The sequence below is a fragment of the Caloramator sp. mosi_1 genome, from assembly GCF_028622835.1.
Classification (GTDB): Bacteria; Bacillota; Clostridia; order Clostridiales; family Caloramatoraceae; genus Thermobrachium.
Genome location: NZ_CP117677.1, coordinates 417,972 through 434,119, shown reverse-complemented (window position 1 = coordinate 434,119; position 16,148 = coordinate 417,972). Strand labels below are relative to the sequence as shown.

General features: G+C 32.6%; 17 protein-coding genes, 5 pseudogenes and 1 riboswitch. Of the genes and pseudogenes, 19 read left to right on the top strand and 3 right to left on the bottom strand.

Annotation, left to right across the window (positions count from 1 at the left end; translation table 11 throughout):
* Positions 1-36 precede the first annotated feature (36 nt).
* From PL321_RS03155 to PL321_RS03140, 4 genes and pseudogenes are all read left to right on the top strand, one after another.
* Positions 37-462: a hypothetical protein gene (locus tag PL321_RS03155; protein ID WP_273963439.1), complete on the top strand. Its 426-nt coding sequence runs from the start codon at positions 37-39 to the stop codon at positions 460-462.
* Between the two features lie 276 nt (positions 463-738).
* A pseudogene (gene tnpB / locus PL321_RS03145) lies at positions 739-1,805 on the top strand (IS200/IS605 family element RNA-guided endonuclease TnpB).
* Positions 1,806-1,865: 60 nt separating this feature from the next.
* A complete protein-coding gene (locus tag PL321_RS19480) occupies positions 1,866-2,153 on the top strand; it encodes an ATP-binding protein (RefSeq protein ID WP_337961046.1) in 288 nt (95 codons plus the stop codon).
* 96 nt (positions 2,154-2,249) lie between these two features.
* Positions 2,250-2,732: a hypothetical protein gene (locus PL321_RS03140; protein ID WP_273963438.1), complete on the top strand. Its 483-nt coding sequence runs from the start codon at positions 2,250-2,252 to the stop codon at positions 2,730-2,732.
* Positions 2,733-2,786: 54 nt separating this feature from the next.
* Here PL321_RS03140 and PL321_RS03135 read toward each other — a convergent pair whose 3' ends face one another.
* A complete protein-coding gene (locus PL321_RS03135) occupies positions 2,787-2,963 on the bottom strand; it encodes an FmdB family zinc ribbon protein (RefSeq protein WP_273963437.1) in 177 nt (58 codons plus the stop codon).
* Between the two features lie 181 nt (positions 2,964-3,144).
* On the opposite strand from PL321_RS03135, the gene PL321_RS03130 reads away from it, so the two are divergent.
* From PL321_RS03130 to PL321_RS20815, 9 genes and pseudogenes are all read left to right on the top strand, one after another.
* On the top strand, positions 3,145-3,693 hold the full coding sequence (locus tag PL321_RS03130) for an NADH peroxidase (RefSeq protein WP_027308166.1): 549 nt from the start codon (positions 3,145-3,147) through the stop codon (positions 3,691-3,693).
* A 376-nt stretch (positions 3,694-4,069) separates the two neighbouring features.
* Entirely contained in the window at positions 4,070-4,336 is a 267-nt protein-coding gene (locus PL321_RS03125) for a DUF1294 domain-containing protein (protein WP_443110688.1), read from the top strand.
* Positions 4,337-4,407: 71 nt separating this feature from the next.
* Positions 4,408-4,772 (top strand): annotated as a pseudogene (locus PL321_RS20825) (DUF2294 domain-containing protein).
* Positions 4,773-4,778: 6 nt separating this feature from the next.
* Positions 4,779-6,929 (top strand): annotated as a pseudogene (locus PL321_RS03110) (Tex family protein).
* A gap of 12 nt (positions 6,930-6,941) precedes the next feature.
* A pseudogene (locus PL321_RS03105) lies at positions 6,942-8,120 on the top strand (amidohydrolase).
* A 122-nt stretch (positions 8,121-8,242) separates the two neighbouring features.
* Positions 8,243-8,554 (top strand): hypothetical protein, encoded by a 312-nt coding sequence (locus tag PL321_RS03100; protein WP_273963434.1) that lies wholly within the window; start codon positions 8,243-8,245, stop codon positions 8,552-8,554.
* Positions 8,512-8,928 (top strand): Crp/Fnr family transcriptional regulator, encoded by a 417-nt coding sequence (locus PL321_RS03095; RefSeq protein ID WP_273963433.1) that lies wholly within the window; start codon positions 8,512-8,514, stop codon positions 8,926-8,928. The genes PL321_RS03100 and PL321_RS03095 overlap by 43 nt, the downstream gene beginning before the upstream one ends.
* Positions 8,929-8,981: 53 nt before the next feature.
* Positions 8,982-9,096: riboswitch (FMN riboswitch) on the top strand.
* Positions 9,097-9,168: 72 nt separating this feature from the next.
* On the top strand, positions 9,169-9,495 hold the full coding sequence (locus tag PL321_RS20820) for an ECF transporter S component (protein WP_443110687.1): 327 nt from the start codon (positions 9,169-9,171) through the stop codon (positions 9,493-9,495).
* A 106-nt stretch (positions 9,496-9,601) separates the two neighbouring features.
* On the top strand, positions 9,602-9,745 hold the full coding sequence (locus tag PL321_RS20815) for a hypothetical protein (RefSeq protein ID WP_443110686.1): 144 nt from the start codon (positions 9,602-9,604) through the stop codon (positions 9,743-9,745).
* 119 nt (positions 9,746-9,864) lie between these two features.
* Here PL321_RS20815 and PL321_RS03085 read toward each other — a convergent pair whose 3' ends face one another.
* On the bottom strand, positions 9,865-10,281 hold the full coding sequence (locus tag PL321_RS03085; protein WP_273963432.1) for an HD-GYP domain-containing protein: 417 nt from the start codon (positions 10,279-10,281) through the stop codon (positions 9,865-9,867).
* A gap of 2 nt (positions 10,282-10,283) precedes the next feature.
* Positions 10,284-11,105: an HD-GYP domain-containing protein gene (locus PL321_RS03080; protein WP_273963431.1), complete on the bottom strand. Its 822-nt coding sequence runs from the start codon at positions 11,103-11,105 to the stop codon at positions 10,284-10,286.
* A 150-nt stretch (positions 11,106-11,255) separates the two neighbouring features.
* Between PL321_RS03080 and PL321_RS20810 the strand changes: the two are divergent.
* The 6 genes and pseudogenes from PL321_RS20810 to PL321_RS03050 all read left to right on the top strand — a co-directional run bounded on the left by PL321_RS20810 (position 11,256) and on the right by PL321_RS03050 (position 16,018).
* A pseudogene (locus PL321_RS20810) lies at positions 11,256-12,055 on the top strand (heme NO-binding domain-containing protein).
* 98 nt (positions 12,056-12,153) lie between these two features.
* Complete coding sequence (locus PL321_RS03065) at positions 12,154-13,047, top strand: methyl-accepting chemotaxis protein (RefSeq protein WP_273963428.1); 894 nt, start codon at positions 12,154-12,156, stop codon at positions 13,045-13,047.
* A gap of 491 nt (positions 13,048-13,538) precedes the next feature.
* On the top strand, positions 13,539-13,724 hold the full coding sequence (locus PL321_RS19475) for a tRNA (adenosine(37)-N6)-threonylcarbamoyltransferase complex ATPase subunit type 1 TsaE (protein WP_337961045.1): 186 nt from the start codon (positions 13,539-13,541) through the stop codon (positions 13,722-13,724).
* A complete protein-coding gene (locus tag PL321_RS19470; protein ID WP_337960937.1) occupies positions 13,712-13,882 on the top strand; it encodes a tRNA (adenosine(37)-N6)-threonylcarbamoyltransferase complex ATPase subunit type 1 TsaE in 171 nt (56 codons plus the stop codon). The genes PL321_RS19475 and PL321_RS19470 overlap by 13 nt, the downstream gene beginning before the upstream one ends.
* On the top strand, positions 13,882-14,886 hold the full coding sequence (gene tsaB / locus PL321_RS03055; protein ID WP_273963427.1) for a tRNA (adenosine(37)-N6)-threonylcarbamoyltransferase complex dimerization subunit type 1 TsaB: 1,005 nt from the start codon (positions 13,882-13,884) through the stop codon (positions 14,884-14,886). Before PL321_RS19470 ends, tsaB begins: the two co-directional genes overlap by 1 nt.
* Positions 14,887-15,055: 169 nt before the next feature.
* On the top strand, positions 15,056-16,018 hold the full coding sequence (locus PL321_RS03050; protein WP_273963426.1) for a dipeptide epimerase: 963 nt from the start codon (positions 15,056-15,058) through the stop codon (positions 16,016-16,018).
* Positions 16,019-16,148: the final 130 nt, after the last annotated feature.

The window sequence follows — 16,148 nt, the reverse complement described above, 5'->3', positions numbered from 1 at the left end:
TTAAAATGGGTTTAAAACTTGATGGGAGGAGAGAAAATGAAAAGAAGTTTCAAAGTATTAATTGGTATTGTTTTAGCTTTAATTATTGTGTTTTCGGTGTATTATTTTTATTCTAAGAAGTTCAACACAAATAACACACAATCAACTATCAGATATATACCGCAAAGGGTAGTAAAACAGGATATTTCAGTTAAAATTAAGTCAACTGGTATTGTATTTGCAGGAACTACTAAGGATATAGTTGCTAAAAATAGTGGTGAAGTTAAAAATTTAAGTGTAAAAATCAAAGATACTGTAAAGGAAGGTCAGACACTTTTAACAGTATATAATGAACAAATAGAGTCACAAATAGCAAGTGCAGAGATTAATATAGAAAAATTAAACCTTCAGTTAAGTAATGCAAAGTCAGAGGATGAAGCAAAGCTTATCAATCTTCAGCTAAAGGAGGCAAAAATAATTTAGCAAATTTAACCTAATCAGCGACAGAAGTCACCTACTTCTATAAGTGGGTGATGAATGTCGCTTGACAAATTCATCGTTCAGATACAAAATAAGCATTAGAAAAATGAGGTTATATAGATACATAGATTTTGATAATAATGATCATTCAGTATTCTTGCTATATTATCATCTTGTTTTAGTAACGAGATATAGAAGAAAGCTTATAAATGATAATATTGTGAAGGCCAATTGAAGTTATAAAAAATATATAGAAAAGCAAGGTGAATAGGTGTGACTTTGCTAAAAGCCTATAAATATAGAATATACCCAACAAAAGAACAAAAGGAATATTTATCTAAAGTATTTGGTTGTGTAAGGTTCATATACAACAAAATGCTTAATGATAAGATAGAGCATTACAAACAAACAGGGAAAATGCTAAAAACAACGCCTGCACAATATAAAAAGAATATCCTTTTCTAAAAGAAGTAGATAGCCTTGCTCTTGCTAATGCACAGCTTAATTTAGAGAAGGCATACAAGAGCTTTTTAGAGATAATAGCATAGGCTTTCCTAAATTCAAGAAGAAAAAAGGATATCAATCCTATACAACAAATAATCAAAATGGGACAGTTGATATTATAGACGGTTACTTAAAAATACCAAAGTTAAAAACAAAGATAAAAATAAAACAACATAGGCAATTTGAAGGAATTATTAAATCAGTAACAATATCTAAAACACCAACAGAAAAGTATTATGCTTCGATATTAGTAGAAACAGAGATAAAGGAATTACCAAAAGCAGATAAAAAATTGGAATAGATTTAGGGTTAAAGGAATTTGCAATATTATCAGATGGAGAAAAAATAGAAAATCCCAAATGGCTAAGAAGAACTGAAAAAGAATAAAGAAACTACAAAGAGATTTATCAAGGAAACAAAAGAGTAGTAAAAATTATGAGAAAAACAGGCAAAAACTTGCTAAATTACACGAAAAAATAACTAATCAAAGAAGAGATTTTCTTCATAAATTGTCCTCTAAAATTATAAACGAAAACCAAGTTATAGTTTTAGAGGATTTGAAGGTAAAGAATATGCAACAAAATAGATGTTTATCAAAATCAATAAGTGAAGTATCCTGGGCAGAATTTAGAAGAATATTAGAATATAAAGCAAAGTGGTATGGAAGAGAAATAATAATAGCACCACAAAACTATGCATCAAGTCAAATATGTAGTGAATGTGGATATAAAAACTCAGAGGTAAAGAATTTAGCATTGAGGGAGTGGGAGTGTCCTAATTGTGGTGCTAAACACGATAGAGATGTAAATGCAGCAAAGAACTTACTAAAATTAGCCATATAAATGGTAAAACTGGGGATGGAACAGCCCTTTGAGCGTGGGTAAACTTGCTCCGATAGGAGTATTGACCACGAAGCCACCACCTCTATAGGTGGGGGTAGTTCACCTAATGCAATAAGACATTCAACAGGTAAAGTTGAGATAAATTTATATAAAGAAGATGATAGGGTTAAATTTGAAGTTATAAATTCAGGAAGTAATATACCGCAGGATGAGATTGAATATATATGGAATAAATTTTATAAAATCGATAAGTCGGGAAATAAAAGATATGGAGGTACTGGTTTGGGCTTAAGTATAGTAAAAATATTATTGAACTTCACGGGGAGAGGTTGGAGCTATAAATATTGAAGGTGGAGTTAAGTTTTATTTTATTATATAGTTTCTATTGATGTATAGGTATATTTAGTATAAAATTATCATTAAGGGTGTTTTGGAGGTGAATAGATGGAACAGGTTTTAAATTTAATTTTGAACAAGTTGGATAACATTGAAAAAAGAATAGATAACATCGAGAAAAGAATTGATAGTATTGAAAAGAGAATAGATAACATTGAAATTAGAATGGACAACATCGAAAAGAGAATAGATAACATTGAAATTAGAATGGACAACATCGAAAAGAGAATGGATAATATTGAAATTAGAATGGATAATATCGAAAAGAGAATAGATGGTATTAGAATCAGGGTAGATTCTATTGAAACAGATATAAAAGAAATGAGGACTGATGTAACAGAAATAAGAGCAAGCCAAAACAGGCTGGAGGTAAGATTAGAGGATTTAGATGCTAAAAATGCTAAAAACCATATTGCAATGATGGGTATTTTAAAGACAACATATAAAGACGTAAAATTTGTAAAACACAAACTATATCAAACTGAAGAAGATGTATTTGATATTAAGGATTATTTAAAGATAGTAAAGTAGGTGAGGATTTCACCTACTTTTAATTTTGGCATCCAGCCAAAGTTAACATCCTGCTCAAGAAAAACCACTTGACTTAGGGGCATTAGATGAACCATTTACTTTTATTGTAGGAAGTTTTCTCTTAACAACTGAGCTTTTACATTTAGGGCATTCAACCTTTTCATCTGCATTTCTTACTAACTCTTCAAATTCATTTTCACAGATTTCACATTTGTAAGTATATAGTGGCATAAACTACACCTCCTTTATATACCCTTCTATGGTATATTATATACATATCACAATGCATTTCAATATTTCATTAAGGAAAATAATTTTCTACAAAAACTATTGTCAAAATAAAAATAATATGGTATTATTAAAGTGTCGATAGGAAATATAAAAAATTTTAATATAAAGGGAGGATGTTAATATGAAGAAGTTTGTATGTACAATATGTGGTTATGTTCACGAAGGAATGGAGGCACCAGACAAGTGTCCACAATGTAATGCACCTAAGGAAAAGTTTATAGTAAAGGAAGATGGAAAGCTTGTTTGGGCGGATGAACATAGAATAGGAGTTGCAAAGGATGTTGATCCAGAAATAATAGAAGGTCTAAAGATGAACTTTATAGGAGAATGTACTGAGGTTGGTATGTACCTTGCTATGAGCCGTCAAGCTGATAGAGAAGGATATCCTGAAGTTGCAGAAGCATATAAGAGAATAGCAATTGAAGAAGCAGAACACGCTGCAAAGTTTGCAGAACTTTTAGGTGAAGTGGTAACAGACAGCACAAAGAAGAACTTAGAGATGAGAGTTCAAGCTGAATATGGTGCTTGTGAAGGAAAGTTAAAGCTTGCAAAAAGAGCAAAGGAACTAAACCTTGATGCAATACACGATACTGTTCACGAAATGTGTAAGGATGAAGCAAGACACGGTGCAGCATTTAAGGGGCTATTAGAAAGATATTTTAATAAGTAATGAGTATAAAAAGACTGTTCTTCAACTTGAAGGACAGTCTTTAGAATTTTTACGAGAAAAATTTATTATAACCTGTATAATTTATAAAAATTTGGTTAACTTATAATGGGAGGGGTGATAAGAATGGCAAAGAAGGAAGAAAAGAAACAAAAGAAGAACAGAAAAAAGAAACTATGCCTGAAGAAGAATAATGTGTCCTAATCGGACACATTATTTTTTATTATATAGATGACTGTGAACAACCATAACTTATAGCGGATGTAGTGTGTTTGTTGAGGTAACTTATTTTAAAAAATATAAGTAATATCGTGTAAAATATATTATAATACTGTTATTGGTACGGTGAACTTAATTAATTTTAAGGGGATATATAAAAGTGTTGGAAATTTCATATTTAACTTGGGTAGCAATCCTAAATATTTTAGGTATGTTTTTGGTTATGATTGATAAATTTAAAGCTAAATACAAGGGATGGAGAATAAGGGAGAGTACTTTACTAATGATTGCATTACTTGGTGGAAGCATTGGTGTATATCTTTCTATGCATATATTTCACCATAAAACACGAAAGCCTAAGTTTAAGTTTGGAGTGCCTTTAATGATTATATTTCAATTGTTGATATCTTTTTTAATATTTAAATAAATTAAATTTCCCTTGATATTATAGGAAGGTAAATATAAAATAGTATAGAAATTATAAATGGAGGTATTTTTATGTCTCTAAAGGGAAGTTTAGAAATGAAGATAAGCAATGCACTTATACATTTTGAAAAGGAAGAGATAGGTCGTGGTGCTGAAGAAGCAATGGCACATATATTTAAGGATATGATAATAGTAAGACTAAAAAAGGTTTTAACTCCAGCGGAAAAAGACTTGCTCAGTCACCAGAGGGGAGAAAAACCATTAAAGAATTCAGGTATATGCTTGAGGACGTTTTAAGAGGAAAACTTGAGGCAATAATAGAGGAAATTGTTAATGTAAAGGTTGTAAGTATTCACTGTGATATCAGTACAAAGACAGGAGAATATCTAATGGTTTTTGTTATGGAAAAGGATGTAGAAAGTTTATTTAAGGAGTGATGGGTAATGGATATTATAAGAAGACTGTCAGAGGAACTTAGTATAAAGGAATGGCAGGTCAAAAATACCATAGAGTTAATTGATTCAGGCAATACTATTCCTTTTATAGCAAGATATCGTAAAGAGGCTACAGGAAATCTTGATGATACAACTCTTAGAAATTTTTACGAAAGACTAACCTATTTAAGAAATCTGCTATCAAAAAGGAAGAAGTAAAAAGATTAATAGATGAACAAGGCAAACTAACTGATGAGATTGTTTCAAAGATTGAGGCAGCAGAAACAATTACAGAAGTTGATGATATATACAGACCATTTAGACCAAAGAAAAGAACAAGAGCTACGATAGCAAAGGAAAAGGGGTTAGAGCCACTTGCAAATTTAATTATTTCTCAGGAATTTGATGGGGATTTAGAAAAGGAAGCAGAAAAGTACGTAAATGAAGAATTAAAGGTATTAACAAAGGAAGAGGCAATTTCAGGTGCCCTCGACATTATAGCTGAGGATATATCAGACAACGCAGATTTTAGAAAGTCAATTAGAGATATTACTTATAAAGAGGGAATCATAGCAACTAAAAAGACAAAGGATGAACGTTCTCCCTATGAAATGTACTACGATTATAGTGAAGCAGTCTGCAGAATTGTTCCCCACAGAATTTTAGCAATAAATAGAGGAGAAAGAGAAGAGTTTTTACAAGTTAAGATTGAGGCACCAGTTGATAAAATACTTCTATATCTTGAAAAGAAAATAATTAAAAGAGAAGGACAGGAAACAAAATACATAAAGGATGCAATAAAGGATAGTTATGTGAGATTAATTTCTCCTTCAATAGAAAGAGAAATTAGAAATATGTTAACAGATAAAGCTGAGGAACAGGCAATAAAAGTCTTTTCAATAAACTTGAAAAATCTTTTGTTACAACCTCCTGTAAAGAATAAGGTTGTGCTTGGATTTGACCCTGCATTTAGAACAGGATGTAAGATAGCAGTTGTAGATGAAACAGGAAAATTACTTGATACTACTACAGTTTATCCGACAGAACCTCAAAATGATATTGAGGGAAGCAAAAGCTCTTAAAGAGCTAATATACAAGCATAATGTTGATATTATTTCTTTAGGAAATGGCACTGCATCACGTGAATCAGAGGCATTTTTATCAGAACTTATAAGGGAAATAAAAGAGGAAACAGGAAAGGAAATATTCTATGTTGTTGTGTCTGAGGCAGGGGCATCAGTTTATTCAGCATCAGAGCTTGCAGCAAAGGAGTTTCCAGATATAAATGTTTCTTTAAGAGGTGCAATTTCTATAGCAAGAAGACTACAGGACCCACTTGCAGAACTGGTAAAAATTGATCCAAAGTCAATTGGTGTTGGTCAATATCAGCACGATGTAACACAAAAACGTCTTTCTGAGGCATTAAATGGAGTTGTAGAGGATGCGGTAAACTCTGTTGGAGTTGATTTAAATACAGCATCACAAGCACTTCTTTCATATGTTTCTGGTATAAATACTGCAATTGCTAAGAATATTGTAGAATATAGAGAAGAAAACGGTAAGTTTAAAAATAGAAAAGAACTTCTTAAGGTAAAAAGATTAGGAGAGAAGGCCTTTGAACAATGTGCAGGATTTTTAAGAATCACAGATGGAGATAATGTTTTTGATAATACTGCTGTTCACCCAGAATCCTATGAAGCAGCAGAAAAGCTTATAAACCTATTAGGATATAGTAAAGATGATGTTAAGCAAAATAAACTACAGGATATAGACGAAAGACTTAAAAACTACGGAGAAGAAAAAATAGCATCAGAAATAAATATAGGAATACCTACACTACTTGACATAGTTAAGGAACTTAAGAAGCCAGGAAGAGATATAAGAGATGAACTTGAAAAACCTATCTTCAGAAGTGATGTTTTAAAGATGGAGGATTTAAAGCCAGGAATGATATTAAAGGGAACAGTTAGAAATGTTGCAGATTTTGGAGCCTTTGTTGATATTGGTGTTCATCAAGATGGACTTGTTCATAAATCAGAGATAGCAGAGACATTTGTAAAACATCCAGCAGATTTTGTTAAGGTAGGTCAAGTAGTTGATGTAAAGGTTTTAGAGGTCGATTTAGAAAGAAAGAGAATAGCACTTTCAATGAAGATATAAGGGGGTTATTAAATGATTTTAATAAAAAATGGAACTGTTTTAACTATGGCAGGTAGAGTTATAGAGAAGGGCTGCGTACTTGTAGAGGGCAGAAAAATTAAATATGTAGGAGAAGAAAAAGAGTTCGATGGAGAAATTGAAGTAATAGATGCAAAGGGTGGATATATAATGCCTGGTATGATAGATGCCCACTGCCACCTTGGTATGTGGGAGGATGGAGTTGGATTTGAAGGGGCAGATGGCAACGAAGCAACTGACCCTATAACTCCACATCTTAGGGCGATAGATGGTATAAACCCAATGGATAAAACCTTTAAAGAGGCTTATGAAAACGGTATAACCTGTGTTTGTTCAGGACCTGGAAGTGCAAATGTTATTTCAGGAAGTTTTGCAGTAATAAAAACCTATGGAAAAAGAATTGATGATATGATTGTAAAGAGCCCAGCTGCTATAAAGGTGGCTTTTGGTGAAAATCCAAAATCAACATATCACGAAAAACACGAAATGCCAACTACAAGAATGGGAATTGCAGCACTTTTAAGGGATACTTTATATAAGGCAAAGGAATATCTAAACAAAATGGAAAGTGCAGAGGAGGAAGAAGATAAACCAGACTTTGATATAAAGTATGAAAGTCTAATACCTGTTTTAAAAGAGAAATACCTTTAAAGGTGCACGCTCATAGAGCTGATGATATGTTTACGGCTATTAGAATAGCAAAGGAGTTTGATATAGATTTAACTTTAGACCACTGTACTGAGGGGCATCTAATAGCAGATGAATTAAAGGAAGAGGGGTATCCTCTTATAGTTGGACCAAGTTTATCTGAGAGAAGTAAAGTAGAGCTTAGGAATTAACCTTTGAAACAGCAGGCATTTTAAGTAAAAGGGAATAGATATTGCTATAATGACAGACCACGGTGTTATTCCAATACAATACCTACCTCTTTGTGCAGCACTTGCAGCAAAACACGGTATGGATGAAATGGAGGCTTTAAAGGCAATAACTATAAATCCAGCAAAGATACTAAAAATTGATGATAGGGTAGGTTCTTTAGAGGTAGGAAAGGATGCAGATATAGTTGTTTTAGACAGATTTCCGCTTGATATAATGTCAAAGACGCAATATGTTTTAATAGAGGGTAAAGTAGTATACAAAGAGTCTAAGAAACACCACTTGGGTGTTTCTTAGACTCTTTAATTTTAAAATAGGACAAGTTTAAAATAATATTTTTTTATTTTTTATAAAAATTAACTAAATTATTTTAAATAGATTACGATATATTAATTAGTCTAATAAAAAGGAGTGAGAATGTGGATAGGGGGCTTTATGAGAAAATTTTAACTACACATCATAGAAGGTACTTTTACGACATAGAAAACACAGTTAATAAATTTTACGACATTTTTGGTAGTGATTTTAAGAAGGTTTTATACTTAAAGGGTGAGGAAATAGAAAGAGAAAATATAAAAAGTAAGTTTTTCTTTCTTGAAAAGGGAAAAGTTGCAATAAAGCACGATAACTATATGGGAAGTGATATGATTTGCAGCTTTGTATTTCCAGGAGAGTTTTTAACTTTTCTGTGTTTACAGATGAGTCTACCTTTAAATATGAAGCAGCAATAAATAGCTGTGTTTATTTTATTGAAAGGGATAAAATATTAAGCTATTTACACGAAAATATAGAATTTAGAAGGTATATTCATAGTTTAATTATTAGAAGTATGGACTTACAAATGATAAGACAGGGATATACAAGTTCTGGAAACCACAGACATTCCTTTGTAAGTTTTATACTTGAGTATTTTAATGGATATAGTAAATATAACAATGGACAAGTTGAGATAGAACTTGATGTAAACTATCAAGAAATTGCATATCTTTTAAATATGACAAGAGAAACACTATCACGTATTGTAAATGAATTTAAAAGTAGTGGAATAATAGAATCTGGAAGACGTTATTTAAAAATATTGGATTTAGAAAAATTCTGCAGTTAGTGCTATTGAATTTATTTGGAAATTATTATATAATAAGATAAAAGAATAAGAATAAAAATCTTCAGGGCAGGGTGCAATTCCCGACCGGCGGTATAGCCCGCGAGCCGAAAGGCATGACTCGGTGAAATTCCGAGGCCGACAGTATAGTCTGGATGGGAGAAGGTTTATCTTTTTTGCCTCTGGAGATTTCAGAGGTTTTTTATTTTCTCTCCGCCCTGGGATTAAGAAAGGGAGGATTTTATGTCAAAGACACAAAAACTAACAAAAATCTCGATTTTAGCAGCAATAGCCTATTTGGTGATGTTTATTGAGTTTCCACTACCATTTTTCCCAGATTTTTTAAAGATTGATTTAAGTGATGTACCTGCATTATTTGCAGCATTTGCCTTTGGACCTGTATTTGCAGTAGTTGTTGAAGCGGTGAAAAATCTTCTACATCTTATTACTAAGGGAAGTACATCTGGTATTGGTGAACTTGCTAACTTTATTGTGGGTTCAAGTTTAGTTTATACTGCTGGTGCACTTTATAAAAGAGATAAGACAAAAAAGGAGCAATTTTATCTTTAATTGCAGGTGTGCTTGTTATGGCAGTTGTAGCGTCAGTTGCAAACTATTACGTTTTTTACCATTATATGAGAAGGTTTTAGGATTTCCAATAAAAGCTGTTGTTCAGATGACTTCAAAGGTAAATAGTCTTGTTGTTGATTTAAATACTCTAATAGTATACTGCATTATGCCCTTTAATTTAATAAAGGGTATACTGGCTTCGGTTGTGACATTTTTATTATACAAGAAGATGAATACAATCTTAAAATAAAAAGATTCAGATTGTTGACAAACATAAAAGATGTTCAAATTATGAAATTGCCCCTTGAAGGAGCACTTCATCCTTCAAGGGGTTAATACTATCATAGCCTTTTTAATAGTTTCATAAGTTTATATCTCTAATAATGCGTGTTTTACAATATTAAAGGCTTTATTACAAACCTCACCAGCTTCAATCATAGTTTCGATAATCTTAAAGGCGTCTTCAGGTCTCATTCCAGCTCTATAAGGCCTATCAGCTGTTAATGCTTCATAGATATCACATATTGCCATTATTCGAGATTCAAGGGATAATTCATCTGCAACAAGTCCTAATGGGTATCCTCTTCCGTTTAGTTTTTCGTGGTGATTTGAGGCCCATTCTGTAATTTCTTCAAAGCCTTCAATTTTAGAAAGTATAAATCTTGTATAGTAGGTATGAGAACGCATTATCTGCATTTCATCAGGGGTAAGTTTACCGTTTTTGTCAAGTATAGAATTTGGAATAGATAATTTGCCTATATCGTGCAGTAGTGCAGCAATTTCCATCTTTAGGGTTTTACTCTTATCAAAGCCAATATAATTACATACCTTTTAACGTGCTTTGCAAGGTTTGTGGAATGAGTATAAGTAAAATGACTTTTATGGTCAATTATATATGCAAAAACCTCAGCAATCTTCTTAATATCTTCAAGTGTTGTAGGTATTTTAATATCTGGTATTATCCTATCAAGTATTTGACTGCTGTATGCAAGGTTTTCTATATCAAGCCAAAAGGCATCAACAGATTGTACTTTGTTGTATATATCAATAATTTTAGGGTCGAATAAACTATTCTTATGCTCATTGATCCACTCATTTATTCTATTTCTTTGAATAAAGTTTGATTTTGACTCATCATATAGTATTTCAAATAGGTCAGCCAACCTTATTATACGTGAAATAAGAGGAATTTCTTCTGCCTTTAACTTATAAAGACCAGTGCCATTGAAATTTTCGTGATGATATTTTATTATGGTTGCAAGTTCCTTATCCACAGGAAGTCTTAATATTAAAGCCTCACCAAGTTTTGAATGTTCAAGTATAATGTCAAAATCAGAATGTGCAGAATCTATGTCTTTTCTTATTCCTATGTCGTGTAGTGCCGTTGCTATAAATACTTTACTTAGGAAGTTTTCATCACTATTTATGTATTTTGCAACCTTTAAGGCAACATAGGTTGCTCTTCTGGCGTGATTTAGAAATTTATGTTTTGAAAAATTGAGGTTTGCTGTGTAATCTTTAAAATCATTATCAGCAATTACACTTGTTTCAGCTAAATCAACAGAAAAAGCAAGGGATGCGACTACTTGATGAAGATCAAGTCTTTCCATAAAAACCTCCATAAACTTTTTAAAATTTTATTCGATATATAGTATTGTACAACAAAATAGGCTTTAATTCTACAATTAATAGCAAAAATCATTATTAAAAGAATTGAATTAGCAAGAAATGTTTGATAAAATTTAGTTGGAGGTGTTATTATGAAGGGAACTGCAGTATCAACTTGGGTAAAAACCTGTAGAAAATTATATGGTGATAGCGTTGTAGATAAGGCTTTAGAATATATAGGATTCAATAGAGATAAAATGTTTTCACCAATAGAAGATGTGCAGGACGATAAGGTCAAATCAATGATGAACTTTATATCAAAGGAAAAGGGAATTACAACACAGGAGCTTTGGAGAAGTATAGGTCGTGATAATATTAAAACCTTCAGTTTAGATTATCCAGCCTTTTTAAACACGATAGCCTTTATGGTTTCTTAAAGTCTATGTATGATGTACACGTGATTGTGGTTAAAAGAATACCAGGTGCAAAGCCTCCTATATTAGAGATGAAACCTATCTCAAGAAGAGAAGCGGTATTTAAGTACTTCTCAAAAAGAGGTATGTTTGATTACTTCTTAGGTTTAATTGAAGGTTCAGCAGAGTATTTTAAAGAAAAGGTTGAAATACAGGAAATTTCAAAGGCAGCTGATACATTAGAATTAAAGCTAACCTTTGAAAAGGACATATATGTAACAGAAAAGTTTAGATTAAATAAGGCGTTAGGATTTATCAAGGATATAGAATTAAAGGCATCAGTAGTATCATTTATTTTATTTGCACTACTTGAAATACCAACATTTTTAATTTCAAAGGAAGTTGCCCTATATGCCTCCTTTGTGTATGCTTTAATATCTACCCTTTTAGGTACAAAACTTATAAACAGGCCATTGTACAGAATAGTTAATGAACTAAAAGAATTAAGTCCCACGAATATGTTGAGGATGGGAAAATAGTAACAGGAGACTATTTTGAAAAAATATTTGATTCACTAAATGAATATAAAGATGTAGTAAGAAAGGATTTTGTAGGTTTTAAAGGAATCACTGATGAGATGAATACCTTCAGTAATACCTTAACAACAATTGCAGATAAGATGAAATATACATCAGATGAAATATCAAGTGTAGTTGAGCAGGTAGCAGAAGCTGCTATGACACAAGCTGGGGAAACAGAAACATCAGTAGCACTACTTAATGATAATGTTGAGGCAATAAAGAATGTGGTTGAAATAGAAATGCAAAATAAGGAAGAACTTGAGAATGCTGTTGAGAAGATAGAGACAAGCTTTAAGTATGTAGATATGACATCACAAAAGTTAAATGAGCTTTTGAAGAATTTTGAAGTTGTAAAGAACAGAAGCTTTGAAATAAAGGAACAGGCGAAGGGAATAACTGAGGTTGTAGAACTTGTTTCACAGATTGCAGCACAAACTAATCTTCTTGCCCTTAATGCATCAATTGAGGCAGCACGTGCAGGAGAGGCAGGACGTGGCTTTGCAGTTGTTGCAGATGAGGTTAGAAAACTTGCTGAACAGTCAAAGAATGCTGTGGATGACATAAACAACAGACTTCTTGACTTTGTAAATCAGATAGAAATCCAAGTAAATTCTGTTGCAGAACAATTTGAAGTATTAAATGATGAAAACAAAAAGCTAAATACGGCTGTTTATTCAAGTAGTGAAGCAAAAGATAAGATTAAGCAGGTTGCAGATAAGCTTATTGAAACATCAAATAAGCTTCAAGCAGAAACTGATTCTATAATTAAGGTTTATGAAAAGATTGAATCCCTTGCTGCAATTGCAGAGGAGAATTCTGCATCATCAGAGGAGGTTGCAGCTAACGTTCAAAGCTACACAGAAGAAATTAAGAAACTTATTGACAGCATAGCAGACTTTAAAAAGATTACAGAACAATTCTCACAAGATATTAACATATATAAGATATAAAAAGTTGCCCTTGGGCAACTTTTCAGATTGTTGACAAACACAAAAGATGCATTGATTATGAAATTGCCCCTTGAAAGGATTTCAAATTGGCATATTTCATAAGCTTTAGCAAGTGTTGCTTTTCGACTTTGAAAAAGTCCGTAATTCGGCACACGATGTGCCGAGCCGAGCGGCCCTCACGGATGAGGGCATCGCGAGGGTAGGACTTTTCAAACAAAGAAAAGCTTAGACTTGCTTAGCGAAATGAAGGAATGCCAAGGAAATCCTTCAAGGGGCCAAACATATTATAGCTTTTTCAACAGCCTCAAAAGTTGCCTTTGGGCAACTTTTTCTTTCTAATTGATGATTTCACATTTATGGTATAAAATAGATTTATGCCAAAATAAAAATATAAGGTTGGTGTAATAGATGAAGACTATTGTTACAACAAGCGAAAAAGAAACCTTTCAATTAGGATATAAAATAGGAACACTTCTTAAAAGGGAGATGTAATTTCCTTAAATGGTGATTTAGGTGCTGGTAAAACTCATCTTACAAAGGGAATTGCAGCGGGACTTGGAGTTGACGATTATATTACAAGCCCTACCTTTACTATTGTAAATGAATATATAGGACGACTCCCTTTTATCATTTTGACGTATACAGAATTGAGGATATATATGAGATGTACGAGATAGGATTTGAGGAGTATTTATATGGAGAAGGAGTTTGCGTTGTTGAATGGGGAGATATGGTAGAAGAGCTTCTTCCAAAGAATAAAATATATATTTATATTAAGAAGTTAGAAGACAACGAACGCGAAATACAAATAAAGGGATTGGAAGGTGAAATTTAATGAAGGTTTTAGCAATGGATACATCATCAACTGTTGCAACTGTATCAATTGTATCAGATGAAAAAGTTGAAGGAGAAATATATTTAAACCACAAAATGCAGCATTCTGTAATACTTTTTCCTATGATAGAAAGGTTACTTGAGATTACAGAAAACAGCCTAAAGGATATAGATATAATTGCAGTATCGGGTGGACCTGGTTCCTTTACAGGACTTAGAATTGGTGTTGCAGCAGCAAAGGGAATAGTTCAAGGCTCCAATAAGTCCTTCATAACTGTATCAAGCCTTGAGGCAATGGCATATCAGCAAGGAAGTTTTGATGGTGTAATTTGTCCTATTATGGATGCCCTAAGGGATAATGTATATACTGCACTTTACGAATATAAAGCAGGAGAACTTATAAATATAATACCGATTGATGCTTTACATATAGATGAACTTTTAGAAAAGCTTGAGGCATATAATAAAATTTTATTCTGCGGCGATGCTGTTTCAATACATTTTGGCAAAATAAAAGATAGATTAAAGGATAGGGCGTATTTTTCAAGTAAAAACAATATGCTTCCAAGAGCATCAAGCATAGGAGAGATTGCACTGAAAAAATATTATAAGGGTGAAGTTTCCGATATATATACCTTTAGTCCTTTATATATAAGAAAGTCTCAAGCAGAAAGGGAATATGAAAAAGGACAGGTGAGAAGATTGAGTGATTTCATAGTAGAGGATATGAAATTAGAGGATATTGATGATGTTTATGAAGTTGAGGTTTTAAGTTTTAAAACGCCTTGGAGTAAAGAGGCCTTTCAAACAGAGTTAACAAGGAATAGCTGTGCAGTTTATAAGGTTTTAAGATATAAAGAAAAGGTTATAGGCTATGCTGGTATGTGGTGTATGATCGATGAAGGACATATAACCAATATAGCTGTGCATCCAGAATTTAGAGGGCAAGGGCTTGGTGAAAAGTTAGTAGATGTTTTAATTGAGGAGGCCCAAAAAGACATATAAACGCTATGACACTTGAGGTGAGGGTATCTAATATACCTGCAATTAATCTTTATAAGAAAAAGGATTTGTTATTGTTGCAACCAGAAAGGGATATTATCAAGATACAGGGAAGATGCCTATATTATGTGGAAGTATGATTTAGATAAGAAATAATTTAAGAGGGGATAAAATGAAAATAAGTGGAGTAGATATAAAAACATTAGAAGTACCTTTAGAAAAAAACTTTAAAACAGCCTTAAGAGAGGTTACTACTTTAAAAACCTTCATAATAGAACTTTATACAGATGACGGCAGTATTGGTTACGGTGAAGCTGCGGCTACACCTGTAATAACTGGTGATTTAGAAGGAAATATAAAGGATGCAATTTATAATTATATTTTTCCAGCTATAAAGGATATGGAAGTAGAAGAGATTGAAAATATAATGTCTAAAATAAATAAATGTCTAATAAAAAATACAAGTGCAAAGGCAGCCGTCGATATGGCTGTTTATGATTTGTTTGCAAAGATGTGCAATAAACCTTTATATGTAATCTTAGGCGGTGCAAGGGACAATGTTGAGACTGACATTACAGTAAGCGTAAAGCACCCAAAGGAAATGGCAGAGGATGCAAAGGAATATGTGGAAAGAGGCTTTAATACCCTAAAGATTAAAGTTGGAATTGATAGTGAACTTGACATAAAAAGGGTTAAAGCAATAAGGGATACTGTGCCAAAGGATATTAAAATAAGGCTTGATGCCAACCAAGGTTGGAGTCCTAAGGAGGCAGTAAGGACAATCAGAAGGATGGAGGATATGGGACTTGATATAGAACTTATTGAACAGCCTGTCCCATACTACGATATAGAAGGTTTAAAATATGTAACCGACAACACCTATATTCCTATTATGGCAGATGAATCTTTATTTTCACTTCAGGATGCAGTAAGGCTTTTATCAAATAGAGCCTGTGACATATTAAATATTAAGCTTATGAAGTGTGGAGGACTCTATAATGCACAAAAGATACTATCTATAGCTGAAGCCTATGGAGTTGAGTGTATGATAGGAAGTATGATGGAAAGCGGTGTAGGGATTTCCTATGCTGCATCTCTTGCCTGTGGAAGACTTGGAATTAAAAGGTTGATTTAGATGCAGCTCTTCTTTTAAAGGAGAACAGGGTTGACGGCGGTATAGAGTATAAAAGGAATTTAATTAATATTTCAAGGGAAATAGGATGTGGAATAAAGGGAGTAAGATATTAAAATTTGAGGTGAATTAG

What these genes read in the sequence shown, in the direction of transcription:
- PL321_RS03155 (WP_273963439.1), top strand. Translation starts at nt 37, where the DNA reads ATGAAAAGAAGTTTCAAAGTATTAATTGGTATTGTTTTAGCTTTAATT.
- PL321_RS03140 (WP_273963438.1), top strand. Translation starts at nt 2,250, where the DNA reads ATGGAACAGGTTTTAAATTTAATTTTGAACAAGTTGGATAACATTGAA.
- PL321_RS03135 (WP_273963437.1), bottom strand. Translation starts at nt 2,963, where the DNA reads ATGCCACTATATACTTACAAATGTGAAATCTGTGAAAATGAATTTGAA.
- PL321_RS03130 (WP_027308166.1), top strand. Translation starts at nt 3,145, where the DNA reads ATGAAGAAGTTTGTATGTACAATATGTGGTTATGTTCACGAAGGAATG.
- PL321_RS20820 (WP_443110687.1), top strand. Translation starts at nt 9,169, where the DNA reads ATGTCAAAGACACAAAAACTAACAAAAATCTCGATTTTAGCAGCAATA.
- PL321_RS20815 (WP_443110686.1), top strand. Translation starts at nt 9,602, where the DNA reads ATGACTTCAAAGGTAAATAGTCTTGTTGTTGATTTAAATACTCTAATA.
- PL321_RS03085 (WP_273963432.1), bottom strand. Translation starts at nt 10,281, where the DNA reads ATGGAAATTGCTGCACTACTGCACGATATAGGCAAATTATCTATTCCA.
- PL321_RS03080 (WP_273963431.1), bottom strand. Translation starts at nt 11,105, where the DNA reads ATGGAAAGACTTGATCTTCATCAAGTAGTCGCATCCCTTGCTTTTTCT.
- PL321_RS03065 (WP_273963428.1), top strand. Translation starts at nt 12,154, where the DNA reads ATGAATACCTTCAGTAATACCTTAACAACAATTGCAGATAAGATGAAA.
- PL321_RS19470 (WP_337960937.1), top strand. Translation starts at nt 13,712, where the DNA reads ATGTACGAGATAGGATTTGAGGAGTATTTATATGGAGAAGGAGTTTGC.
- tsaB (WP_273963427.1), top strand. Translation starts at nt 13,882, where the DNA reads ATGAAGGTTTTAGCAATGGATACATCATCAACTGTTGCAACTGTATCA.
- PL321_RS03050 (WP_273963426.1), top strand. Translation starts at nt 15,056, where the DNA reads ATGAAAATAAGTGGAGTAGATATAAAAACATTAGAAGTACCTTTAGAA.